Origin of the sequence: Hoylesella marshii DSM 16973 = JCM 13450 (assembly GCF_000146675.1) — a bacterium.
In the GTDB taxonomy this organism is placed as follows: domain Bacteria; phylum Bacteroidota; class Bacteroidia; order Bacteroidales; family Bacteroidaceae; genus Prevotella; species Prevotella marshii.
In genome coordinates this window covers 495,889-521,724 of sequence record NZ_GL397214.1, presented here as the reverse complement: position 1 = coordinate 521,724, position 25,836 = coordinate 495,889, and the positions used below count along the sequence as shown (strand labels likewise).

19 protein-coding genes and 2 pseudogenes are annotated in these 25,836 nt (G+C 43.8%); 9 read left to right on the top strand and 12 right to left on the bottom strand.

Annotated features, from left to right (window positions below):
* Positions 1-37: 37 nt before the first annotated feature.
* From HMPREF0658_RS02220 to HMPREF0658_RS02180, 9 genes are all read right to left on the bottom strand, one after another.
* Positions 38-1,036: a vWA domain-containing protein gene (locus HMPREF0658_RS02220; RefSeq protein ID WP_006948241.1), complete on the bottom strand. Its 999-nt coding sequence runs from the start codon at positions 1,034-1,036 to the stop codon at positions 38-40.
* 36 nt (positions 1,037-1,072) lie between these two features.
* Positions 1,073-2,146, bottom strand: a complete 1,074-nt coding sequence (locus tag HMPREF0658_RS02215) for a hypothetical protein (protein ID WP_006948240.1) — start codon at positions 2,144-2,146, stop codon at positions 1,073-1,075.
* Positions 2,147-2,173: 27 nt separating this feature from the next.
* Entirely contained in the window at positions 2,174-3,043 is an 870-nt protein-coding gene (locus HMPREF0658_RS02210) for a DUF58 domain-containing protein (RefSeq protein ID WP_006948239.1), read from the bottom strand.
* Entirely contained in the window at positions 3,044-4,039 is a 996-nt protein-coding gene (locus tag HMPREF0658_RS02205; protein WP_040557812.1) for an AAA family ATPase, read from the bottom strand. It lies immediately after the preceding gene.
* Between the two features lie 154 nt (positions 4,040-4,193).
* Entirely contained in the window at positions 4,194-5,456 is a 1,263-nt protein-coding gene (locus HMPREF0658_RS02200; RefSeq protein ID WP_006948237.1) for an ABC transporter permease, read from the bottom strand.
* Between the two features lie 14 nt (positions 5,457-5,470).
* A complete protein-coding gene (locus HMPREF0658_RS02195; protein ID WP_006948236.1) occupies positions 5,471-6,574 on the bottom strand; it encodes an ABC transporter permease in 1,104 nt (367 codons plus the stop codon).
* A gap of 82 nt (positions 6,575-6,656) precedes the next feature.
* Entirely contained in the window at positions 6,657-7,643 is a 987-nt protein-coding gene (locus HMPREF0658_RS02190) for an HlyD family secretion protein (protein WP_006948235.1), read from the bottom strand.
* Between the two features lie 9 nt (positions 7,644-7,652).
* On the bottom strand, positions 7,653-9,140 hold the full coding sequence (locus HMPREF0658_RS02185) for a TolC family protein (protein WP_006948234.1): 1,488 nt from the start codon (positions 9,138-9,140) through the stop codon (positions 7,653-7,655).
* Positions 9,140-10,012 (bottom strand): hypothetical protein, encoded by an 873-nt coding sequence (locus HMPREF0658_RS02180; protein WP_006948233.1) that lies wholly within the window; start codon positions 10,010-10,012, stop codon positions 9,140-9,142. Before HMPREF0658_RS02180 ends, HMPREF0658_RS02185 begins: the two co-directional genes overlap by 1 nt.
* 785 nt (positions 10,013-10,797) lie before the next feature.
* Between HMPREF0658_RS02180 and HMPREF0658_RS02175 the strand changes: the two genes are divergently transcribed.
* The 4 genes from HMPREF0658_RS02175 (at position 10,798) to HMPREF0658_RS02160 (ending at position 14,549) form a co-directional block, all read left to right on the top strand.
* On the top strand, positions 10,798-11,031 hold the full coding sequence (locus tag HMPREF0658_RS02175; protein WP_036883521.1) for a DUF4492 domain-containing protein: 234 nt from the start codon (positions 10,798-10,800) through the stop codon (positions 11,029-11,031).
* 80 nt (positions 11,032-11,111) lie between these two features.
* On the top strand, positions 11,112-12,680 hold the full coding sequence (locus tag HMPREF0658_RS02170; RefSeq protein WP_006948230.1) for a cytochrome ubiquinol oxidase subunit I: 1,569 nt from the start codon (positions 11,112-11,114) through the stop codon (positions 12,678-12,680).
* A 29-nt stretch (positions 12,681-12,709) separates the two neighbouring features.
* The gene (locus tag HMPREF0658_RS02165) at positions 12,710-13,852 is read left to right on the top strand and encodes a cytochrome d ubiquinol oxidase subunit II (protein WP_006948229.1); all 1,143 of its coding nucleotides are present in this window, start codon (positions 12,710-12,712) and stop codon (positions 13,850-13,852) included.
* Between the two features lie 13 nt (positions 13,853-13,865).
* A complete protein-coding gene (locus HMPREF0658_RS02160; protein WP_006948228.1) occupies positions 13,866-14,549 on the top strand; it encodes a peptidylprolyl isomerase in 684 nt (227 codons plus the stop codon).
* A 160-nt stretch (positions 14,550-14,709) separates the two neighbouring features.
* Here HMPREF0658_RS02160 and HMPREF0658_RS11795 read toward each other — a convergent pair.
* Positions 14,710-14,949, bottom strand: a pseudogene (locus tag HMPREF0658_RS11795) (transposase); the annotation flags it as partial.
* Positions 14,950-15,111: 162 nt separating this feature from the next.
* Here HMPREF0658_RS11795 and HMPREF0658_RS02150 point away from each other — a divergent pair.
* Positions 15,112-16,461: a DUF389 domain-containing protein gene (locus HMPREF0658_RS02150; RefSeq protein WP_006948226.1), complete on the top strand. Its 1,350-nt coding sequence runs from the start codon at positions 15,112-15,114 to the stop codon at positions 16,459-16,461.
* A gap of 151 nt (positions 16,462-16,612) precedes the next feature.
* Here HMPREF0658_RS02150 and HMPREF0658_RS12010 read toward each other — a convergent pair.
* Positions 16,613-17,487: pseudogene (locus tag HMPREF0658_RS12010) on the bottom strand (transposase).
* 212 nt (positions 17,488-17,699) lie between these two features.
* Positions 17,700-18,263: a hypothetical protein gene (locus HMPREF0658_RS02135; protein WP_006948223.1), complete on the bottom strand. Its 564-nt coding sequence runs from the start codon at positions 18,261-18,263 to the stop codon at positions 17,700-17,702.
* A 188-nt stretch (positions 18,264-18,451) separates the two neighbouring features.
* Here HMPREF0658_RS02135 and HMPREF0658_RS02130 point away from each other — a divergent pair, with 188 nt between their 5' ends.
* From HMPREF0658_RS02130 to carB, 4 genes are all read left to right on the top strand, one after another.
* The gene (locus tag HMPREF0658_RS02130) at positions 18,452-19,225 is read left to right on the top strand and encodes a polysaccharide biosynthesis/export family protein (RefSeq protein WP_006948222.1); all 774 of its coding nucleotides are present in this window, start codon (positions 18,452-18,454) and stop codon (positions 19,223-19,225) included.
* A 75-nt stretch (positions 19,226-19,300) separates the two neighbouring features.
* Positions 19,301-21,187, top strand: coding sequence for an amidophosphoribosyltransferase (locus HMPREF0658_RS02125; protein ID WP_006948221.1), 1,887 nt, complete (start codon positions 19,301-19,303; stop codon positions 21,185-21,187).
* Positions 21,188-21,250: 63 nt separating this feature from the next.
* Positions 21,251-22,327 carry a glutamine-hydrolyzing carbamoyl-phosphate synthase small subunit gene (gene carA, locus HMPREF0658_RS02120; RefSeq protein WP_006948220.1) on the top strand — a complete coding sequence of 359 codons (1,077 nt, stop codon included), beginning with the start codon at positions 21,251-21,253 and terminating at the stop codon, positions 22,325-22,327.
* 7 nt (positions 22,328-22,334) lie between these two features.
* Positions 22,335-25,565 carry a carbamoyl-phosphate synthase (glutamine-hydrolyzing) large subunit gene (gene carB / locus HMPREF0658_RS02115; RefSeq protein ID WP_006948219.1) on the top strand — a complete coding sequence of 1,077 codons (3,231 nt, stop codon included), beginning with the start codon at positions 22,335-22,337 and terminating at the stop codon, positions 25,563-25,565.
* Positions 25,566-25,836 lie beyond the last annotated feature (271 nt).

Below are 25,836 nucleotides of genomic sequence, written 5' to 3'. Positions count from 1 at the left end.
TATATCTTATCATACGTGAAACCGACAAAAGTTCGTATCAGGGAATGCGCCGAAGCACCGTCTGACGCAGCAACAACTCCAACAGCAATGCCACGATGGCCGCAACGGCAAAAGGCTGATACGCTTCGTACCGCTTGGAGAATCGCTTCACGTTCATCTTCGTCTTCTCTAACTTGTCAATGTCCTTGTATATCTGTTTCAATTCGTTATTATTGGTAGCTCTGTAAAAGTTTCCATGCGTCACGGAAGCAATGCCGCTCAAAGTCTTGGTATCTATCTCTACAGGGATGTTTACATATTGAATGCCTCCGGCCACAGGCATCGGGTAGGGGGCAACCTTATTGGTTCCCACACCGATGGTATAAACCCGAATACCCAAACTTTTAGCAATATTGGCACTCGTCATGGGCGACAGGTCGCCGCGGTTATTACTACCGTCGGTGAGCAGGATGACAACCTTGCTCTTCGCTTTCGAGTCTTTTAAACGCGAAACAGCATTGGCCAATCCCATTCCGACGGCTGTTCCGTCTTCTATTAAACCCCGTGCAGACAAGTCGGTACGCACATTCTGCAACAGATTGAGCAGCGATTGGTGGTCTGTTGTCATGGGACATTGCGTGAACGCTTCACCGGCAAATATTGTCAGGCCGATATTATCGTTAGGCCGACCGGATATAAACTCGGCTGCCACGTCCTTAGCCGCTTCCATGCGGTTGGGCTTCAAGTCTTCTGCCAGCATACTTGTCGATACGTCCATAGCCAGCATAATGTCTATGCCTTCTACAGAGTTTTGCCCCCATGCGTTGTAGGTTTGCGGCCTCGCTAATATAAAGACTACCATCACGAAGATGAAGCTGTGTAGTAGCGTAGGTAGCCCTAAGATATATTGTCGCCAGCTCTTAGAGGCAAATTGGTAAGCGTAGGTATCGCTCAACAGTAGTGTCGGCTCTTTCTTCCGCTGATAGAGGAAATACCACAATACCCAAGGTATCAGCAGTAATAGCAGTAAGAAGTATTCTTTATTGGCAAACTCCATCTTTCTTCTTTTTCTATGATAACGGTACGGTACAGTCTATACCAGCAACAGATACGTTTGGTAGGCTACATAGGCTGAGATTCCGAGAACAGCAAGCCCAAGAACGATAATCAACCATTTCAGTGTAAGGCGCATTCGGAGGGTCTGTCGGTCTGCTTCCGATAATTGAGGGGCGATTTTCTCTTCTTGAAGTGGTGCTTCCTGCTTCGTACTCCTGATAAACTCGATGGCATGAACGAGATTCAAATCATTTTCATTGATGAGTGTAGAGTATTTCGCAAACTTAACGAGGTCGGCTGTATCAAAAAGCGATTGCAGTTCGTCGAGCATTTGTCGGTCTCCGAGTTGTCGTAGATGGGTGATGATTTCCGAACTCGTCATCTCCATAGCGCTGAATCCAAAACGTTCCTGTATGTATTTTCGCAGCGTATCGGTGAGTAGCGTATAATATTCTTTTTGGTTTTCCGAACTAACCATTCGTTCTGCCTTGATACGGTCTATCTCGTTCATGGCTCGCTGATGGGGCAGCAAACGCTTCACCGCTTTTACAGAGAATCGGATGGGTTTGTTGCTTCGTAACCGCATATAGAGATAGAGAGTTAAAAGGCAGAGCACAATGACAAGAATGCTCAACAGGAAGAGGGGTGCCCATTCCGACCACAGAAACGGATTGTTCTGCACATCTTTCGGCGGATAAAACTTATCGGGATGTATCGTATCCACAGGTACGGTGAGCACTTTCAATGCGAGATTCTTTCCAGAGTAGGTTTTACCGTCTACAGTGACTGTCATCGGAGGCAGATAATACAGTTTCTCGTCGAACGATGTAATCGTGTAACGCCGACTGATTTGCAGAAAATCGTTTTCCAACTCCGTGGTATCGAGCTTGCTCATAGATAGTACCTCTATCCCCTGTACCAATGGTTGTTGCGGTTTGTAGTGGGGGAAGCGCACCTTCTGTCCTTCTTTCACGGTAACGGAAAGGTCGATATGCGTCTGCTGTCCGATAAATATCTGTATCGAATCAATCTTGGATTCAACGGCCACTTGTGCCGGCAGTTGAAACCATATACACGACAACAAAGCTGTCAGGATAAGGAGTCTTCTCATGAGGTAACAGTTTTTATAGGGCTTTTCTCAGGCTCTCATGGCAAACAGATGCATCAGTGCCTTTACATAGTCTTCGTCGGTAGCTACAGAAACGCGGTCTACATTGCTTTTGTTGAATGTTGTCTGCAAAGAGGCTTCCCGAGAGAGCCAATAATTTCTGTGGGCTGCACGCAGCTTTTTCGACGACGTGTCTATATACATTTCGTGACCCGTTTCGGCATCGCATACCTTTAGCAATCCCACATCAGGCAGTTCTTTGGCGCGGATGTCGTAGACCTGTATCGCCACGACATCGTGTTTGGAATTGCATATCTGCAACTGCCTCTCAAAGTCCTGTCGAGTATAAAAGTCGCTTAGCACAAAGGCCGTACACCTACGCTTCATCACCCGGGTAAGAAATTCTACAGCCATACCAATGTCCGTTCGCCGACTTTCAGCGTGGAAATCGAGCATCTCTCGGATGATATACAGGATATGTTTGCGTCCTTTTTGGGGAGGAATATACTTCTCTATTTGGTCTGAAAAGAAGATAACACCTATCTTGTCGTTGTTCTGTATGGCGCTGAAAGAGAGCGTAGCAGCAATTTCCGTCACCAATTCTGCCTTTGTGCGTTGTGTTGTTCCGAAATCCAGAGACCCCGATACGTCGATCAGCAACATCACGGTCATCTCTCGCTCTTCTTCAAACACTTTGACATAGGGCTTGTGAAAGCGTGCTGTCACGTTCCAATCTATGTCTCTCACGTCATCTCCGTATTGATATTCTCTCACTTCCGAGAAGGCCATACCTCTGCCTTTAAAGGCCGAATGATATTGGCCGGCAAAGATATTGTTGCTAAGACCGCGGGACTTAATCTCTATCTTCCGTACTTTCTTCAGAATCTCCGAAGTGTCCATTTAAGGAACCTCCACTTTGTTAATAATGTTGCTTACGATTTCTTCGGCGGAGAGATTACCGGCCTCGGCCTCATAAGACAGACCGATACGATGGCGCAATACGTCGTGAGCCACAGCGCGCACGTCTTCGGGCACTACATAACCTCTACGTTTGATAAAGGCATAGGCGCGCGAAGCCTTGGCTAGATTGATGCTGGCACGGGGTGAACCGCCGAAAGAAATCATATCTTTCAGTTCCTGCAAGCCATATTTGTCGGGATAACGGGTGGCAAATACGAGGTCAGCGATATATTGTTCTATCTTCTCGTCGATATACACTTGTCGTACCGTTTCGCGGGCTTTCACGATTTCCTCGGCGGTGGTTACGGGGTGCACTTCGGGCAAACTGCCTGCGAGATTCTCTCGGATGATGAGTTTCTCTTCTTCGAGGGTGGGATAACCGATGATCACTTTCAGCATGAAACGGTCCATCTGCGCTTCCGGTAGCGGATAAGTACCCTCTTGTTCTATCGGGTTCTGCGTAGCCATCACAAGGAAAGGGTGGGGGAGCACAAACGTCGTTTCGCCTATCGTCACCTGATGTTCCTGCATGGCTTCAAGCAAAGCACTCTGCACTTTAGCCGGAGCTCGGTTTATTTCATCGGCTAATACGAAGTTGGCAAACACGGGGCCTCGTTTCACTTGGAAGTTCTCCTCCTTCTGCGAATAGACCATGGTACCGATGACGTCGGCCGGCAATAGGTCGGGCGTAAACTGTACGCGACTGTATTTCGCGTCTATCAGTTGAGAGAGTGTTTTAATGGCGAGGGTTTTTGCCAACCCGGGCACACCTTCCAGCAGGATGTGACCATCGCTTAACAGACCAATCAACAGGGAGTCGATGAGGTGTTTCTGCCCCACAATAACCCTGTCCATTCCTGTGGTGAGGTTAGTAACGAAAGCACTTTGTTGCTCTATTAGTACGTTTAGTTCGCGAATATCCATTGATTCTGCCATATTCATCTGTTTTTTACTACTATAAAATCGGGGCAAAAATACAATATAAATGAGTGATGGGCGAATATTGCAGACTAAATTATATTAAAACAAAGGGCTCTGCGCACTTTTTATAAACTTTTAAGTCTCCCGATTCAGGGAAATGATAACGCCTTCAAGAAGCATTTGTAGCTGTAAGATTCGTACGCTTTTCCTTTACCTGCTTTAACCTTGCAAGCACATGACGGCGCGAACGGAGGATTTGATAGCGATAGAGGAGACACACAACAATCAGATAAACGACTGCCTGAATCCACAATGCAATGTATTCGGGTTGGATGTCGTTGAGCGTGGCACCCATCGAGTTCATTCTGACAAAGCCTCTAATACCGAATGTTGAGGGGAATATCCATGATACGCCCTGCCATGCACCGGAGATACTGCTTTGCGGCCATGATATGCCCGACAGGAAGAGTAAGGGCACGGAAGTGAATACGACAAGCAACATGATATTCTCGCGATAGCGCACCAGACAGGAAATAATCATTCCGAAGAAAATGCAGGCAAGCAAATAAGGCAGCATAAAGGCGGTGAGGTCGGCGGGCTGCGTCATGGAAACAAAACCGAAAATGCGGGGAACGACGAGGGTGAGATAGGCCGAGATGACCGTATAAATCATGAAATAGCAAAGCGATTTGCCGAACACAATGCGGAAAATACCCTTATAATGCTTCACCATCGGTACAAGGTCGCGGAAACGGTTGTGTTCGCGCGATGTGCCTGCCGACAGACCGATACCCAACAGCAGTGTCTGCTGCAAGATGAGCAGTAGCACGGCGGGAATGATGAAGTTGCCATAGCCGCCTGTTGTGTTGAAGATGGGTACTTCTTCAAAGGCTAAAGGTTGTGTGTTCACCTCGTCGTCTCTGTCAGTATAGTTACCGGAAAGGGTTATCTGAATGTCTCTGTTCGTGCGCTGGGCTACGGAGGTGGCACTCTGATAGATGGCTTTGTAGGTTAACATCAGGCTCATGTCGCAATATACGCTCACGGTCGTTTGTTCCATGCGGTGCAACTGCACGCTGAAATCGGTGGGAAAGAGCAGTATGCCTCGTACCGTCTGTTTGCCAACAAGCGTGCGTGCCTCGTCAAGGCTGTTGCAATAAGCCACGACCTGCACATCGGGCGATGCGTCGTAGCGTTGTATGAACTCACGAGAGGCTTTGCTGTGGGATAGGTCTACCACGGCTACGGGTACTTCTCTCACCGTCTCATTGTTATAAATCCATGAATAAAGCAGCGGATAAAGAAACGGTACGAGGATGAAGAAGATGAGTACACCTTCGTCTTTCACCGTGAGGCGTATCTCCTGCATCCAGATGTAGCCCATGTCGTGGATGCCTTCTTTTATCTTGTATAACAGTCCGTCTTTATCCATCGTCTCATTGCAGATTAAGGTATGTATGTGAATTGCTGCATGGCCATCTTCAATCGGCTTGCGATGAAAAGTGGTAAACAAGAAAATACCATGAGTGAAAGGATATTTGTCCCAGCATCTGAGAGAGGAAATCCGTTGAAAATGCAGATTTGGTATATCATGTAATAATGCCGGAGAGGAAATAGAAACGAAAGGACTTCAAGCGAAGAATCCATTGAGAATACGGGGAAAGTTGCTCCGCAAATAGAGAAACTCACAACGCCCCACAGAGAACAAAGGCTCATCGACATGCGCAAAGAGGGTGTCAGTCCGAACATAAACACCCCGAGGCCTTGTGAGGCTATCACAGACAGAAGTCCTAAAAGCATCAACACGCCGATTCCTCCGGGATGCGGAAAGTTCAACAGGTCGAAAACATAGAACATGTAGCCGAAAGTAACAACAGAAAACACCAAGAATTGAGGTAGTAGTTTGCCTGCTAACGCCACAAAAAGGTTATCGCCCGACATCGCGATCCATTCTTTCGCCCGTCCGAATTTCAGTTCTGTACCCAATGAATAGGCTGTGACGAGAAAGATAAAAAGCATCAGTATGCCCGGAATAAGCATCGTACTGAGGTAAATATTATAGTTTGCCCACGGGTTACCTATCTGATGCAGGTCTATGGTTACGGGTTGCAGAAAGGTTCTTATCTGCTTTTCCGTATATCCTTTGGCAGACATGACTGACGAACTGACGGCCGCCGACCCTAACAACGAAATGGTTTTTAAATCGCGAAACAGGAGAGAACCGGCCGTAATAGACACATTGCTGTAATAAAAAGAAATCTTCGGCTGTCGCGAAGCCAGCAAATCTTCGGTCATCCGCTGCGGAATATAGAGAAAAGCGTATATCTCATTGCGTTGCATCGCTGTGCGCGCATCGCTCACACTCGCATATTTCGCCACGACATCAGTAGCCTGAAAAGTATTCAACTTCCGTATCATACTCCTTGTCGTAGGCGTATCATCAAGGTTTACCACACCTACGGGCATCTTCTCAGGAAGCCCTTCGTTCAATAGAGAAGTGAAGAAAAAGATAATAAAGACAGGGAAGATAACCATGCAAAAAAGATACATGGGATTTCTTCTTAGAATGCTACACTCACGGAGCGAAACATGTAAGATGCGTCTTATAACGGATGACGACTTCACTGCATCCCTATTCTTTGACAATCAACGACATGCCCGGGCGCAGACCATCGAATTTCTGCACCGGACGCGCCTTTACTTCAAAGGTTTTCAGGTCGTATTGTCCGTTAGACTTTGTGGCTTTCCACACAGCATACGAACCTTGGTCTTTGATATAGAAAACCTTCATCGTAATGTTTTTATTGAAAGCCGGGGTAAAAGCGGTAAAAGTATCGCCCACTTTCAGCCCCTTCAATTGGTCTTCCCGCACGTTGAAAGTACCCCATATATCTTTCATCACAGAGATACTCATGATGGGAGACCCCGTGCCAACTAATTCTCCCACTTTCGGATACACTTCGCTTACCTCGCCTTCCATCTGTGCAAGTTGCACGGTCTCATGGATATAAGAACGCACTTCCTCAACGGCACCTTGCGCTCTGCCCACCTGTGCAGCGGCAGCACGACGTTCCTCTTTGCGTGCACCGTTAGTAGCCATGTCGTATTGGCTCTTTGCGGCTTTCTGTTGTGCTTCCATTGCCTTGTAATTGGCAAAGGCTTCATCGCGTTTCTGCGCACTCATCACCCCTTCATCGAACAGTCGTTGCACTCTTTCATACGATTTCTTTGCAATCTCAAGGCCAGCTATCGTCTGTTGCCACACCTGATATGCACCTCTAATCTGTTCCTGTCTGGCACCGGCATCAGCCATTTCACTCATAGCGGCAGCAGCATTCTCAGCACTTTGTGCCTGTGTCATCTTCGCTTTCACTTCGGGGGCATCAAGGATGGCCAAGGTATCGCCTACATGAACGTAATCTCCCTCCTTTACACGGAGTTCCAATATACGCCCCGGGACTTTGCTCGACACTCTGTATTCCGTTACTTCCACCTGCCCTTGGATAGTTTCTTCGGTCTTGCCTAAGGTGAAATATCCAATCAAAGCTGTAATAGCGACCACACCGACGAATGCGATAGCCGCCAACAATATGTTATTACGTTGAGACTTCATTGTCATATCTTATCATCATTCTAATACACCAAGTGCCTTTTTCAGGTTTACCAGTGATAGTTTAACATCTATTTCTGCATCTATCTTCTGCGTTTGTGCTTGTAGCCATGCGGTTTGTGCAGCCATGACATCTGTGGTTTCCATGACACCTTCCTTAAATCCGAGATTGGCGCAACGCAGATTTTCATCGGCACGTTCTATGTTTTTGCGTGCCATTGCCAATTTCTTATAGGCTTCTTTTACTTTAAATCGGCTTTGATTTACTTGTAGCTCTATCTTTTCTTTTGCCTCACTTAGCTCTAAGGTCGCAATGCGGGAGGTGATTTTGGAAGCCCTTACTTTATAATCGCCCTCGCACCAATTCCAAACGGGCACTCTTACAACGATACCAACGTTCCATACTCCGGCAAATTTACGTTGGAATCCGTTGAATAGATTCGGGTTAGAAATCAAATAACCGCCTGTTAATCCGACTTGAGGAAGATAGGCTGCACGTACCATCTTTGTGGCTTCTTTGCTCATATTCACTGCTGTTTCCAGCATGCGTAGCTCCGGTCGATTGTTGATTTCCGTGACTTCGGGAATTACTTCGGCTGAGGGAAGTGTCTCTTTACCTTCATCTGACAATGTGATATTACTGTCTAAAGGCAATCCACACAACTGACAAAGGTACATACGGGCTAACGACAATCCGTCGTCTACTTGTGTCAGCTGCATTTCTGCCTCATTTACTTTCACACTTACTTTGAGCCCGTCGGCGCGTGTGGCTACGCCTTCGCGAATCATTTTTGCCACATCTGTATCTAATTTCCTTACGAGATTGAGATAACTTGTTGCCAACTTCTCTTTTTGTCGCAGAGAAACTACAGTCCAATAGGCTTGATCTGTATCGTAAAGAGTGGTTTGTCTACGTTCGTCTACGCCATTTGAGGCGAGCTTTTCAGCGAGTTTTGCCATCCGGTTGGCGGCCAATAATCCGCCACCCATATAGATAGGTTGGGTTACCATGACAGCTCCCGACCACACATTGCGGGTATCTGTATCGAGGGCATCGCGTAAAGATGCGCCCAATTCGTTGCCCATCTGCGCAATGCCCCCGCTTATCTGCGGACCGACAGTCGTCATCATCTGTTGGAGTTGCAGTGCCTGAGCGGGCGTGATGATGCCCTGTTGTGCTAAAGAGGTAATGGTATTCGATATACCCTGTGTAGTCTTTGTGGCTGCGGTCGTACCTAAATTGCTCAGCCCGGCTTTCTGCTCATTGTTCAACAGCGATATTTTGCGACTGAAAAAGGTGTACCCACCCACGGCATTCACATGAGGAAGCAGTTTTGTATGGGTTGCCTTACGCGTATTCAAAGCGACATCCTGCTTCATCTTGGCAATATTCAACTGTTTGTTGTTGCGCAAAGCAAGCTGCCGGCAACTGTCTAAAGAGAGCTGCTGGGCAAGGCAAGGCAAGGCCGAACCTGCGAAAAGGAACAGAGAAAGCAGACCTTTCATTATTTGAATATAAAGTTTCGCGAACCTATCATATTGCCATCGGCAAAGATACTCACCCGATATGTACCGCTACTCATAAACTGCGATACGTTCCAATATACTGTTACGGGTGTTTCTTCGCCTGTATATTCGATGGTTTTCATCATGGAATACGGCAATGAACGATTCTCATAATGAAATGTACCTCCTGTTGTAAGAACCGTTCCCGTAGGAGTGGTGATACACACGTAAAGTGTTCGCATACCATTGGTTGCTGTAACATTTTTAGTAATGGTGAAGTTTACCTGAATGCTTTTGCATTTCTTCATGTCATCGGTAGCTTTCCCACGCTTGTTTTTAGCAATCATATTGATGCCTGTAGCATCTAACTGTGCTGCGATGGCTACTTTTTCCGACAACGAAGCCTTTTCCGTACTCAGACCTTCGATGCGCTTAGTCGCTTCGGCATACTGCCCTTTGATTTGCGTATTCTCTGCAGTAAGATTCTGATTGAGACGGTTGAGGGAATCAATTTCCATCACATAGCTGCGTAATACTTTCCGAACAGTGGCTAATTCACGTTTCAGTCGTGTGATTTCACGGGCATCGGTACTCTTTACATTTTGTAATTCTTTCAGCAATTGCTGTGTTCTGATTTGCTCTTGAGTAAGCTGTGCGATGATGGAATCATTGTTGATTTGCGTTTTCATCTCGCTATATTGGTTAGCAAACTGCCGATATTCGTTTTCCATCTCTTTTTTATCCATCTCGGCAAGTTCCTGCATCGCCTTGTTTTCTTCCCGTTGGCGACTTAAATTCAATGTGAGATAGACAATGCCGGCTATCAATAGTATGCCAATGGCTATAATAGAAATCCATGTTTTCTTATTCATAGAATTTTTATTTTTTCTCGTTTAACAATAGACTGCAAAAATAATCTTTTCCGATTAAATAACAAAAAAATAGCGACACCCAAATCTTTAATTAGTTTAAATTTAATGTTTTTAGGACAGATGGATAGCAAAACACATGAAATGAAACAAGTTTATAAGTTCCCAAACCAAGCACCCCATCTGTCATAAGACAGTCTTTATAAATATAAAAAAGACAAGTAAAAACGAGTAACATAATAGTATAAAAATCAATCAGATAGATGCCGTTTTGAAAAAGCATAGCTTTTATCGCCCGAAAACATAGCTTTTACCGTGTAAGGACTATGCTTCTACGCGTTAAAAGCTTAGCTCTTGTCTACTGACGTGTAAAGACTGTTGTGACCTTATCTATATCTCGACATTTCTCCGGCTATACTCTACCTCGTTTTGTTCCATGTATTTATAGATAGCTATTTAACGTGTGCTGAAAGAAAAGAATAATAGGTACTTAGCGGTTTTTTATCGGACGCAATAAAAAATTTTAGTTTTTTCGTAAAAATAGAATGATGGTTGGAATAGTTTTGCTACCTTTGCATAAGATAAGCTGCATTCGGCAATTAGTAAACGAGTTTACATTGCGCTCATTTGCGCTACCTTTGCATAAGATAAGCTGCATTCGGCAATCAGTAAACAAGTTTACATTGCGCTCATTTGCGCTATCTTGGTAAGGTAAAAAGCAGGGCAATCAAGGTGAGTATAGGTAATCGTCAGACTTGCGGAAAATAAGACAATACATGTTTAAATCGATGCAAACCACTAAAAGGTCAGGATTTTTCTACAGAGTGTTCGACCTTTATTACGATGGCTTTACCCATATGACTTTGGGCAAAACGTTGTGGACGATTATCATCATTAAACTGTTGGTCATGTTTCTCGTATTGAAATTATTCTTTTTTCCTAACTTTCTAAAAGAGCATGCGCAGGAAGGAGAAGAGGCGAAATTTGTGGGGAGTGAACTGATTCACCGCTCTGTAAAATAACAAATGCTGACCGAACAGAGAACAAGCAGAAACTTTCGGACTGGAAATCACATTTCTATATTATATACAAATTTATCATTATGACAAATCTTTTCTTAGCAATTGATTCGGGAACTGTAGATTGGTCTCGCGCACAGTTTGCGCTGACAGCCATCTACCATTGGCTTTTCGTGCCGCTCACACTGGGACTTGCCGTCGTGATGGGTATCATGGAGACCTGTTATTACCGAACAGGCAAGCAATTCTGGAAGGATACTGCACGCTTCTGGCAAAAGCTCTTTGGAGTGAATTTCGCAATGGGGGTGGCGACGGGTATTATCCTTGAGTTTGAATTCGGCACCAATTGGAGTAACTATTCATGGTTTGTAGGCGACATTTTCGGTGCTCCATTAGCCATCGAAGGTATTGTGGCCTTCTTTATGGAGTCTACTTTCGTGGCCGTAATGTTCTTCGGATGGAACAAAGTTTCCCGTGGTTTTCATCTTGCTTCGACGTGGCTGACCGGACTTGGAGCTACGCTTTCTGCTTGGTGGATTCTTGTTGCCAATGCTTGGATGCAATATCCTGTGGGACAAACATTCAACCCCGATACGATGAGAAATGAGATGACCTCTTTTGTAGAGGTGGCTCTTTCTCCCTTCGCCATAGATAAGTTTTTCCATACCATTACCTCTTCATGGATTGTCGGAGCAGTGTTTACCGTAGCCGTTAGCAGCTATTATCTATTGAAAAAACGGGAACGCTATTTTGCTACAGAGAGTTTAAAGATTGGGGCAGCAGTGGGTATCGTGGCAGCACTGCTGGCAGCGGTCACAGGCGATAGCTCCGCCTATCAGGTGGCTAAGGTGCAACCGATGAAACTCGCAGCCATGGAGGCGCTATACGATGGTGGTGAATCGCAATCACTCACGGTGGTATCGCTATTACACCCCTTTCAACAGCCCGATTACAAGAGCGGCGAAGAAGCTCCGCTACGTATTGCCGTGCCCAATGCCCTCTCTTTTCTTGCCACAAAAGACTTCAAAGGGTATGTTCCGGGGGTAAACGACATCATCAAAGGGGGCTATACGCTACCTAATGGCGAGAAAGAATTGTCTGTTAAAGAGAAAATGCTCCGTGGAAGAGCTGCTATTCAGGCTTTGAGTGCCTATCGAAAAGCAAAAGAAGCAGGTAATTCAGCTGAAACGAAGAAATATTCAGATGTATTGACCCGTAATATGAAGTACTTTGGTTACGGCTATGTGAAAGATCCAGACCAAATCGTACCACACATTCCCCTCACTTTCTGGTCGTTCAGATTGATGGTAGGACTGGGTTGTCTCTTTATCTTGTTTTTTGGAGTACTCGTGTTCTATTTGTATAAGAAAGACATTTCCCGTCCTCGCTGGTTGCATGTCGCGGGTATCGCCATGCTGCCTCTGGGTTATATAGCCAGTGAAGCGGGGTGGATAGTGGCAGAGTTAGGACGGCAACCGTGGACGATTCAAGACATGCTCCCTACATGGGCAGCTGTTTCCGACCTACATTCCGGTTCTATCGCGATTACTTTCTTTATTTTCCTCGCACTCTTTACAGCTATGTTGATTACAGAAATCAGCATCTTATGTAAAGAGATTAAGAAGGGACCGGAATTGAGTTCTATAGAATAAGAATGACTTTACTTTAACAGATTTATACAATGATATACGATTTCTATCAACATTATTGGTGGTTCCTCATATCGCTTTTAGGAGCATTACTCGTCTTTTTGATGTTTGTTCAGGGAGCCAATTCTTTGATATTCAACCTCGGAAAAACAGAGGAAGAACGGAAAATGCTCATCAACTCCACAGGTAGAAAATGGGAAGTAACATTTACTACACTCGTTACTTTTGGTGGGGCGTTTTTTGCCTCTTTCCCTTTGTTTTACAGTACGAGCTTTGGCGGGGCATACTGGCTATGGATGGTGATTTTGTTTTCATTTATTCTGCAGGCGGTGGGTTATGAGTTCCAGAATAAGGCCGGCAACATCTTCGGAGCAAAGACCTTTCAAATACTCCTCGTTATCAATGGTGTCGTAGGTCCGCTGCTGCTCGGTGGTGCCGTAGCCACTTTCTTCAACGGTTCCAACTTCATCGTAGATAAGATGAACATTACCGATGGCATGCAACCCGTCATTAGCCGATGGGCTAATGCAAGTCATGGCTTGGACGCATTGCTCGATGTGTGGAATCTGATATTTGGTCTCGCTGTATTCTTCCTCGCACGGGTTCTCGGCTTGTTCTATACCATCAACAACGTAAACGATGCTATTATCCGCGAGCGTTGCCGTAAGCAACTGATTGGCAATTCGGGGTTATTCCTCGCACTGTTTCTCACCTTCTTTGTGCGTACACTGCTGAAAGATGGTTTCAGCGAAGACCCTTTGACGGGTGAAATCCTGATGGAACCGATGAAGTATCTTCACAACTTGACCGATATGTGGTATCTTACGCTCGTGCTGCTGTTGGGCGTAGTGTTGCTGCTGACAGCCATTCTGCGCACCGTCATGCGTGCCGATTACGTGAAAGGAATATGGTTTGCGGGAGTGGGTGTGATACTTGTGGTACTCGTTATTTTCCTTTGTGCCGGCTGGAACCATACGGCCTATTATCCTTCCAATGCCGATTTGCAGAGTAGTCTCACCATCGCCAACAGTTGCAGCAGTAAGTTTACACTCGGTGCCATGTCTGTTGTCTCTCTCTTCATTCCTTTTGTGTTGACCTATATTATATATGTATGGCGTGTCATGGACAGCAAAAAGATTGACCATATTAAGATACACGAAGAAGATACCTATTAAATAAAACTACGAAATGAAGCAAACAATCCTTTCTTTCCTTATGTTTGTCCTTGCAATACCTTTCTGTGCGCAGGAAAAGGACACGCGCCATGAGGTGTTGTTGGAAACCACAGCAGGCAATATTCGTATCGCTCTGTACAATGAAACGCCACTTCATAGAGACAATTTCTTGAAACTTACGCGCAAAGGATTCTATGACGGTGTGTTATTCCATCGTGTGATACCCAATTTCATGATACAGACGGGCGACAGCCTGAGCAGATATGCTCACCCGGGAGATAGGGTGGGAGATTCTCCGGAGTATTATCAGATACCCGCAGAAATCGTTTATCCCAAGTATTTCCATAAGCGCGGAGCCGTTGCAGCTGCCCGCGAACCGGATAAAGTGAATCCTCAACGGGCGTCTTCTGCCAGCCAATTCTATATTGTTTGGGGACGTAAACATAGCGATGCCTCGCTTGATAACATACAAAAAAACATGACAAAGGCCACCGACGGCAAGGCAACGATGCCCGCTGAACAACGGGAATACTACAAAGAGGTGGGCGGCACGCCGCATCTTGATGCCCAATATACCGTTTTTGGTGAAGTGTTAGAGGGTATGGAGGTTGTGGATAAGATACAGCAGGTGGAATGTGATGAGAACGACAGACCATGCGACGATGTGAGAATCATCAGAGCTACTGTTATACGTTGATAGCGTATTGCAAATGCTTTATAGTATCGTCATCCATGGATGAAAAGAGGTATCCTGTTTAAAAAGACTTCTTCTTCCATGGATGACGAACGTTTTTATGAATCTTTCTGTCTTCCTCTATGGAGGAAAAGACTGTAAGGGAGGAACGTTTTTTCTCGGTTTATCGGTATAAGTTGTAGGCAATGGATTCCATAATATGCTGCGCATGTGTTTTTGAAAGTCCGACGTATCTTGCTATTCCAGCACCAAATCATCTATGCATAGAACCAAAGGTGCGTTCTACTTTGTAGCGTATCTTACTTATCGCAACGTTGATGCGCTGCTGCCTTTCAGTAATTTCATGTCCTCTTGTTCCCTTATGCATGATACGACTTTTAAGTTTCATACGTTTGAGGGTTTTTTATTCTCAATTAAAGAGTCAACCAATAAAAAAAAAGAAATTTCAGAGTAAATAACTATATTTGCAGTTGTGCACTTTTGTTTGACAACATACAAGCAAGTATTTCTCTCTTTTATAACTTTTTTTATATCTTTGCAAGCGACTCTAAAAAAAGTTATTCTTATGAAACACCAAGAATTATCATTCTTCAAATTACTAAAAAAATACTTCAATATCAATGCTGACAAGGAAGATGAACAGACTACGATTGAGAATGTGGAAAGTTCCATTAGCTTCCATGGAGCACAGCTATGGATATTGATTTTTGCTATCTTCATTGCTTCTTTGGGATTAAATGTCAATTCTACGGCAGTTATCATTGGTGCCATGCTGATTTCCCCCTTAATGGGACCTATCATCGGTATTGGATTGGCTGTTGGTATTTATGATATTGGATTGTTGAAACGTTCGGCAATCAATTATCTGATAGCTACGGTTATCAGTGTGCTCACAGCCACCATTTATTTTTTAATTACACCTTTGAACGAAGCACAATCAGAATTATTGGCACGAACTTCTCCATCGCTCTATGATGTGCTGATTGCTCTTTTAGGTGGAGCTGCCGGATTCATAGCATTGGCTACAAAAGGCAAAAGTAATGTTATTCCGGGCGTAGCAATTGCCACAGCACTCATGCCACCACTGTGTACAGCTGGATATGGAATTGCAGTTGGAAATTTATCCTATTTCTTTGGGGCTTTCTATCTATTCTTTATCAATACCGTTTTTATTTGTCTGGCAACTTTCGTTGGAACCAGAATGTTCAAATTCAGGCAGACCACCATCATTGATGCCGAAAAGATAGTCAAGGTTAAAAGATTTATTATGGCTGTCGTGGTATTGACCATGCTCCCTGCTGCATATATGACCATGCTTATCATTAAACAGAGCATTACTAAAAATAATCTAAGGAGCTTTGTAAGGGAAGAACTGACGTTTAAAGGTACACATATTTTATCACAGAATATCAATGAGCATGACAAAATGCTCAATATAGTTGCTTTGGGGAAAATAATTTCGCATGATACCATCAAGAAAGCAAGCAAGAAGCTATCCAAGTATCAGTTGGCCGACTACAAGCTCAATATTATTCAGGGAGACCAATCCGACAGCCTATTACTCATGAATAAAGAACTTTCGACAGTCACAATGTCAAGGGAAGCTAATGACAAAAAAATAATAGAACAATCACAACAAATTCATGAGTTGGAAAAACAATTGGAAACCTATACACGTTACGAGTCTTTAAGTTCTGAAGTTTCCGGTGAGATGAAACAACTTTTTCCTTCTGTTAGTCAAATCAGCATCTCAAATATCAAGGAATTTGAGACAGATTCAGCCAATCACAAAAGATATATAGTTGTAATTATAAACAGTAAGTTAAGATTTAATAGTTCAAACAGACAAAGACTACAACTCTGGCTTAAGGAACGTTGTAAAGCAGATAGTCTCAGATTGATAATAACTCCATAATCATATCTTACATTAACGAGACCTCTGCAAAACCTACCACCCTCTCAATTTTCATCCATATACTCTTAGAAGAATGAATATTTTTGACCAAAAGATGCCGTTGGAGGTAATTTTTGAGTAGATAATAATCTTTTATCGGTGTATTTTCCCCTTATCTGATAGAATTTGACACAATAATCCCTGGCGTTCGGTATAAGTTGTAGGCAATGGATTCCATAATATGCTGCGCATGTGTTTTTGAAAGTCCGACGTATCTTGCTATTCCAGCACCAAACCATCTATGCATAGAACCAAAGGTGCGTTCTACTTTGTAGCGTGTCTTACTTATCGCAACATTGATACGCTGCTGCCTTTCGTAATTTCATGTCCTCTTGTTCCCTTATGCATGATACGACTTTTAAGTTTCATACGTTTGAGGGTTTCTTTGTTCTCCATCGAGTCATATCCTTTATCGGCATAGACAAGTGCTTTCCGTGGTAGCTTGGCTTTCTTCAGGGGTGTTTCTAAGTGTTTCATATCACTTTCATTGGCAGCTGTCGTTTCCTCGGCAAGCACCATTCCGTTTTCATCCGTTACCGTGTGACGTTTGCAACGCCGTTGCATTTAACTTTCCTTTCGGTTTGACATTTGCAACGCCGGGCATTTAACTTTCCTTTTGGTTTGGCGTTTGCCCCAGCCGGGCAAGCCTCCCGCCAGTTGTCGTGGCGTCCGACTAAGCGAAAAAAAGTATCTACGTTAGGCTTGACAACTTCTTTGAGCATGGTTTTCTCCGAAGCCTCCATGTTCTCATCCTCTTTTCTATCCTCAACGACCTCATAGCTCTTATCTCCGCGGGGGCGGCGGGGCGTATTCGTAATGCTGGCATCAACGATGGCACCTCGCTTAACAATGATTCCTTTAGCTTCCAATTGCCGATTAAACTCCACAAGAAGCGTATCATACTATTTGTGAAAAGAATGTCTGCTTGACCTTTCTTTGTCCAAGGAACAGGTCAGCAAAACTGGGAGAGGATAACTTCTGTTTCATACGATAAAGGCACAAAAAATATTTAAGAAAGACAAATTATAAGAGGAGTTTTGCAGAGGTCTCAACTTTTAAAAAGACGTACGAAACCCGAACTCGCGTAGAATTATATCTTGGGGCGGTGGTGTGTGCGAGAGTGGCGGTGAAGAACACACGAAAATACGTCTCCCAATAAGGAGACGTATCGGTTTTATGAACTTAAATTTACTTTTTGTTCATTCTACGGTGAAAGTGGTAACTTTCATTGAGTTTTTTGTGTTTTCGTGATTAGGGTCGCCGATAACGATACCATATTCGCCAGGTGTGAGTCCTTCGAGTACGAGTAGATAGGAGCTTTTTCCGTATTTCTTTGCTTTGTATTCCACACTCGAAAGATTGTTCGTTTCGGTTTTAGAGAGTGTGCCAGCTTCGGCAAGCTGATATCTCCGCTCTTTCCCCTTTACTTCGAACTTAAAAATGTTGATGAACGAGTTTGGGTCGGTTTCGTTGTTGACGGCCTTAACAATGAGGCGTGTTTCTGTGCTACCTTTTGCTTGACTGGTAGATTTTATGCCCGGTAGTGTGAGGCGCGATTTTACTTTTCCGATGCCTGTAAGATAGAGGCTTGCCCCTGCTTTGGTTTTTACGGTTCCGTTTTCGCGGTTTAATTTCACGCCTTCAATGTTAGAAGTGAGCAACAGGGTTTCTTCTGCAAATTCGGGTTCCTCTACTTTTACTTGTGCATAGGTTGCGGTTGTAGAACATACGCTCGCAAAGAGCATTATTAAAAATTTCTTCATAATTTCTGATTTTTAAGCTGAATTATGATGCAAAAGTACATTTTTTTCTTATTTACGCAAAGAAAAGGTTGCAGAAATGAAAAATCATAAGTTATTCCGAACTCGTAATTAGTGTTTGAAATATTTGTGGAATTGGAAAAATAGATTTATTTTTGCAATGTTTTTAACGAATGAGTTGTTTTTTAAGAATGAAAAGACTTCCTTTTTTATATATAGCCATGGTTGCAATATGTCTTGCAACGGGATGCACATCAAGTAAGCAAGTAGCCTATTTCCAGAATATAGACACCGTAAGTTTGGCGGCATCCAAGCATTTATATGATGCTAAGATTATGCCGAAAGACATGCTGACCATTACGGTGAGTACCATAGAACCGGAAGCTTCAACCCCGTTCCATCTGATAAGTATGGGAGGTAATCAAAGCTTGGGAAATCAAGATTATCTGGTAGATAACAGCGGAGCCATCAACTTTCCTGTAGTGGGAAAGATTCATGTTGCCGGTTTAACGAAAGAAGAATGTCAGGATTTGATACGCAGCAAAGTGCTGCCCTATATGGCAAAGACGGAAAATCCCATCGTAACCGTGCGCATGTCGAGTTATCGGGTAACAGTGATAGGCGAAGTGAATTCCCCGGGTGTGATTCCCGTAACTACTGAAAAGATAAGCATCATAGAAGCGTTGGCACAGGCAGGCGACTTATCTATCTACGGCAAACGCGACAATATTTTGCTGATTCGCGAAGATAATTCCGGTGAAAAGCATATTCAACGACTGAATCTGAATGATGCCCACTTGATTAATTCGCCTTATTACTATCTGCAACAAAATGACGTGATTTATGTGCAACCCAATAAAGTAAAGGCGAGAAATGCAGACATCGGTACTTCCACAACCTTATGGTTCTCCATGTTTGGTATTGCCATGTCGGTAACTTCATTGGTGCTTAACCTCTTGAGATAAATTTCGTTTTCTATATGGGCGGGCGTTTATGCCCGCCCATCTTTCTTATTACAACAACAACTCTTCGATATTAAAATGGAACCTTTGAAGCATGAATGCGGAGTAGCAATGATTCGATTGCTGAAGCCTTTGGAGTATTATCAAGAAAAATATGGTACGTGGATGTTCGGGCTGAACAAGTTGTACCTGATGATGGAGAAAGAACACAATCGAGGACAAGAGGGAGCAGGCATATCTTGTGTGAAGCTGAACTCGACCCCCGGCAACGAATACATGTTTCGCGAACGAGGCGAAGGCTCGAATGCCATCACCCATATCTTTGCCAATGTGCACAAGGAATATAATAAAGTATCGAAAGAGCAATTGGCAGACCCCGTTTATGCCTATAAGTATCTGCCCTTTGCAGGAGAATTATATATGGGACATCTCAGGTATTCTACCACAGGAAAGAGCGGACTTACCTATGTTCACCCTTTCTTGCGCAGAAACAACTGGAAAGCAAAAAACCTATGTATCTGCGGAAACTTCAACATGACCAATATCGAAGAAATATTCGACAAGTTGTTGGAACAGGGACAATTCCCCCGCATCTACAGCGATAGTAATATCATGCTCGAATTGATGGGACATAGACTTGACCGCGAAGTGGAACGCAACTTCGTGGCAGCGAAAGCACAGGGGCTCTCTCGTACAGACATCACCCGCTATATAGAAGACCATGTGGAGATGTCGAATGTGCTGAAAGACACGATGGAAGATTTCGACGGTGGCTACGTAGTATGCGGACAGACAGGTAGCGGAGAGCAATTTGCCATGCGCGACCCTTGGGGTATACGTCCTGCATTCTGGTTTAGGAATGAAGAGTTTGTGGCATTGGCCAGCGAGCGTCCGGTATTGCAGACGACATTCGATATTGAATGTGATGATATTGAAGAATTAAGGCCTGGCCACGCCCTCTTGGTAAAACGTGACGGAAGTTACTCTATTAACAATATTATCGAACAAAGAGGCGATTCCGCTTGCTCGTTTGAACGTATTTATTTTAGTCGAGGCTCAGACAGAGACATCTATAAGGAAAGAAAACAATTGGGCAGACAACTGCAAGAACCTATTCTGAAAGCAGTGAATTACGATATCGACCATACTGTTTTCTCATTTATCCCCAACACTGCGGAAATAGCTTTCTGTGGAATGTTAGACGGCTTTAAATCCTATGTGAACGAAAAGAAAATAAAAAAGCTGGAAAGTTTAGACCATACTCCCACTCATAAAGAATTGGAAACGATTATAAACGAACGCGTCCGCACTGAGAAGATAGCATGGAAAGATGTCAAACTGAGAACTTTTATCACCGAAGGTAATTCCCGAAATGACTTGGTCTCCCATGTCTATGACATTACTTATGAAAGTGTTCGCCCCTATATAGATAATTTAGCTATCATAGACGACAGCATTGTGCGTGGCACAACGCTGAAAGAAAGCATCCTAAAGATATTAGACAGACTACATCCCAAGAAGATTATTATCATCAGTAGCTCTCCTCAAATACGCTATCCCGACTACTATGGCATTGATATGTCGAGTTTAGAGGAGTTTTGCGTCTTTCGTGCAGCCATCGAGTTACTGAAGGAGCAAGGCATGCAATACATCATAGAAGAGACTTATACGAACTGTTTAGAGGAATTGAAAAAGCCTAAGAAGGAAATGAAAAATCGTGTTCGAGAGATATATCAACCTTTTACCGTAGAAGTAATCAATGGGAAGATAGCAGAAATGCTGCGTCCCGAGGGTATGATAACACCGATAGAAATAGTTTATCAGTCGATAGAAGGCTTACACAAGGCCATTCCGGGACATAAGGGAGATTGGTATTTCACGGGGAAATATCCTACTGCAGGGGGTACAAAGCTCTGCAATCAGGCCTATATCAATTTCTTTGAAAAGGTATATAAGCGTATTTAAAACCTTTTGATTTTTACGAACCTATTGCCAAAACAAATGATTAGGCAGCAAATATAAAAAGGAATGAGAAACGTAACTTTAACATTAGAAGACGGAACAGCGTTTCATGGCAAGTCTTTTGGCTATGAAATACCCGTTGCAGGGGAAGTTGTATTCAATACAGCTATGACAGGTTATCCCGAAAGTCTTACCGACCCATCATATGCCGGACAGTTGATGACACTCACGTATCCGCTTGTTGGCAACTACGGAGTTCCCCCTCTCACAATCGAAAGCAACGGACTTCCAACTTTCATGGAGGGTAACAAGATATATGCTTCTGCCATTATCGTTTTCGATTACAGCGAACATTATAGTCATTGGAATGCCCATGAGAGTCTATCGGATTGGTTGAAGCGCGAACAAGTGACAGGTATCACGGGAATAGATACGAGAGAATTGACTAAAGTGCTTCGTGAACACGGTGTTATGATGGGAAAGATTACCTTTGACGATGAACCCGACAACATTCCACAAGCCGACTATGAAGGCGTTAATTTCGTAGAGAAAGTAAGTTGCAAAGACATTATATATTATAATGAAGGAGCAGGCAAGAAAGTGGTACTTGTAGATTGTGGGGTAAAGATAAATATCATTCGTTGCCTTATTGACAGAGGAGTTGAAGTAATTCGGGTACCTTGGGACTATGATTATACAGAACTTTCGTTCGATGGTCTTTTCTTAGGCAACGGACCGGGAAACCCCGATTTGTGTGTAGAGGCTGTGAATGTATTGAAGAAGCAACTAAGCCAAAACAATCAACCTGTATGTGGTATCTGCATGGGAAATCAGTTGTTGGCCAAAGCAGCAGGAGCTTCTATTTATAAATTGAAATACGGACATCGTTCACACAACCAGCCGGTACGCATGGTAGGCACAGAGAACTGCTACATAACAAGTCAGAATCACGGTTATGCAGTTGATGCAAAGACACTTGATTCTGATTGGGAAGAGTTGTTCATCAATATGAATGACGGGTCGAATGAAGGAATACGACATTGCTCCAAACCATGGTTCTCTTCACAGTTCCATCCCGAAGCATGTAGTGGACCTTTGGATACCCTGTTTATTTTCGACCGATTTATCGATGTATTAAAGTAGACTGATTATGAAAGATGAGAATATAAGAAAAGTATTATTGCTCGGTTCTGGAGCTTTAAAGATAGGAGAAGCCGGCGAATTCGATTATTCCGGTTCCCAAGCATTGAAAGCATTGAAAGAGGAAGGGATTGTAACTGTACTTATCAATCCCAATATTGCGACGGTGCAAACTTCTGAAGGGGTGGCCGACCAAATCTATTTCCTACCCATACAACCCTACTTTGTGGAGAGGGTTATTCAGAAAGAGCGTCCCGACGGTATTCTGTTGGCCTTTGGGGGGCAAACGGCTTTAAACTGCGGAGTGGAGCTATATAAAAGTGGTGTATTAGAGAAGTATGGTGTAAGGGTGTTAGGAACACAGGTAAAAGCCATTATGGACACGGAAGATCGTGAACTGTTTGTAGAGAAACTAAAAGAGATAGATATAAAGACCATTAAAAGCGAGGCATGTGAGAATATAGAACAAGCTCGTAAGGCGGCAGCGGAGTTGGGGTATCCTATAATTATTCGTGCAGCATATGCTTTAGGGGGATTGGGTAGTGGCTTCTGTGATAATGAGGAGGAGCTTATCAAATTGGCGGAGAAAGCCTTCTCTTTTTCTCCCCAAGTGCTTGTAGAAAAGAGTTTAAAGGGATGGAAAGAGATAGAGTATGAAGTAGTTCGCGACCGATATGACAACTGTATTACAGTCTGCAATATGGAGAACTTCGACCCGTTGGGCATTCATACGGGTGAAAGTATTGTTATTGCGCCCTCTCAAACCTTAACGAATAGCGAATACCACAAGCTCCGTACGCTTGCTATTAAAATCATTCGTCATATCGGAATTGTGGGTGAATGCAATGTGCAATATGCCTTCGATCCGAAAAGCGAAGATTATCGAGTAATTGAAGTAAACGCACGATTGAGTCGTTCTTCTGCGCTTGCTTCAAAAGCAACAGGCTACCCTCTGGCATTCGTTGCTGCAAAGCTCGGTCTTGGCTATGGCCTCTTTGAACTGAAAAATTCTGTTACAAAGACTACCAGTGCTTTCTTTGAACCTGCACTTGACTATGTGGTCTGCAAGATACCTCGTTGGGACCTCAGTAAATTTAGAGGGGTAGACAAGGAGTTAGGGTCTTCTATGAAATCGGTGGGCGAAGTGATGGCCATCGGACGCAACTTTGAGGAAGCTATTCAGAAAGGTCTGCGTATGATAGGACAAGGCATGCATGGGTTTGTCGAGAATAAAGAACTCGAGATAAACGATATAGACGCAGCTTTAAGAGAACCCACCGACAAGCGTGTATTTATCATCTCAAAAGCTATGCACAAAGGCTATACTACCGATGAGATTCATGAGCTGACGAAGATAGACAAGTGGTTCTTAGAGAAGCTGAAACATGTCATTGATATCGACGAAGCCATGCACCGTTGTACTAACGTCAATGTGTTGGATAAAGACTTGCTGCGTACGGCAAAGGTCTATGGATTTACCGACTTCCAGATTGCCCGTGCTGTCGGTCTGGAACAAGAACTTGGCAACATGCACAAGGCTGCTCTGGTTATCCGGAACCTGCGCAAAAGCTATGGTATCTTGCCCGTAGTGAAACAAATCGATACGCTGGCAGCTGAATACCCTGCTCAAACCAATTATCTCTATCTTACTTATTCGGGTATAGCACATGATATTCAGTTTGAAAACGACAGACGCAGCATCGTTGTTCTTGGCTCAGGTGCCTATCGCATAGGGAGTTCGGTGGAATTTGACTGGTGTGGCGTTCAGGCACTTAATACCATTCGCAGGCAAGGATACAGGTCTGTGATGATTAACTATAACCCCGAAACAGTGTCTACCGATTACGATATGTGCGATCGTCTTTATTTTGATGAACTCACATTTGAGCGAGTCATGGACATCTACGACCTCGAAAATCCGTATGGCATCATCGTTTCTACGGGTGGACAGATACCCAACAATTTAGCTATGAAACTGTATGAACAACACGTTACCATACTGGGTACATCTGCAAAAGATATAGACAATGCCGAAGATAGAGCGAAGTTCTCATCGATGCTTACGCGAAATGGTATTAATCAACCGGAATGGAGTGCATTAACATCAATAGATGATATCAATCTCTTTATCGAACGAGTAGGCTTCCCCGTATTAGTACGCCCGTCATACGTGCTTTCCGGTGCGGCAATGAATGTCTGTTCCAACCGTGGCGAATTAGAAAGATTCCTTCAATTGGCAGCTAATGTGAGCGAAGACCATCCTGTTGTAGTGAGCCAATTTATAGAGCATGCTAAGGAAATAGAAATGGATGCGGTAGCAAAAGATGGAGAGATTCTTGCATATGCTATCAGTGAGCACATAGAATTTGCAGGCGTTCACTCCGGAGATGCTACCATTCAGTTTCCACCTCAGAAACTTTATGTTGAAACGATGCGCCGAATCAAGCGCGTAAGCCGACAGATTGCACACGAATTGCATATCAGCGGTCCTTTCAATATTCAGTTTATGGCGCGCGATAACGATATTCTTGTCATCGAATGCAACCTCCGTGCCTCTCGCTCATTCCCTTTTGTGAGTAAGGTACTGAAAATCAATCTTATCGATTTGGCAACTCGCGTTATGCTTGGCCTACCTGTAGAGAAACCTAATAAAAACCTTTTCGACCTTGATTATGTTGGTATTAAGGCCTCACAGTTCTCTTTCAATCGTTTGCAGAAAGCTGATCCCGTACTTGGAGTAGATATGGCATCGACCGGAGAGGTGGGATGTTTGGGCGACGACACCAACGATGCCCTCTTAAAGAGTATGCTTTCCGTAGGCTATCGCATACCCGAGAAATCCATACTGCTGTCTACTGGTGGTGCCAAGCAGAAAGCTGAAATGCTGGATGCAGCCAGAATGCTTGTAAAACATGGCTATCGACTATATGCAACGAGTGGTACATCCAAATATCTTTCTGAAAACGACATTGAGAACACAAGGGTTTACTGGCCATCAGAAGAAGGCCGTCAGCCCCAGGCTCTCGACATGTTACACAACCGAGAGATAGACATGGTTGTGAATATGCCGAAAGACCTCTCGCCCCATGAGCTGACCAACGGCTACAAGATACGTCGCGCAGCCATTGATTTAAATATCCCACTTATCACCAACAGTCGGCTTGCAAGTGCATTCATCAATGCTTTTTGTACAATGCAACCCGATGAAATAGAGATAAAATCATGGTCTGAATATAAGTAAAAGTATTGTCGTTGGAAAGAGGTGGTCTTAATTCATAACTTTTTGCCCCGTTTTTGTAATAGTTTCTCGGAATTTGATACTCAAAAGTTTGAGATTGCAACCTTTCAAGGTTGTAAAGTTACGATTGGTAAGTCGGCATTCGTACCCTGTGCAAATGGCGTTTGTACAGGGTACAGATACGGTTTGTACATGGAAAAGTCGGTAACTACTCTAATAAATTATTGAGAGTAAGATACTTTTAATTATAGAAAAGAAGAAGGCAAAGAAACGC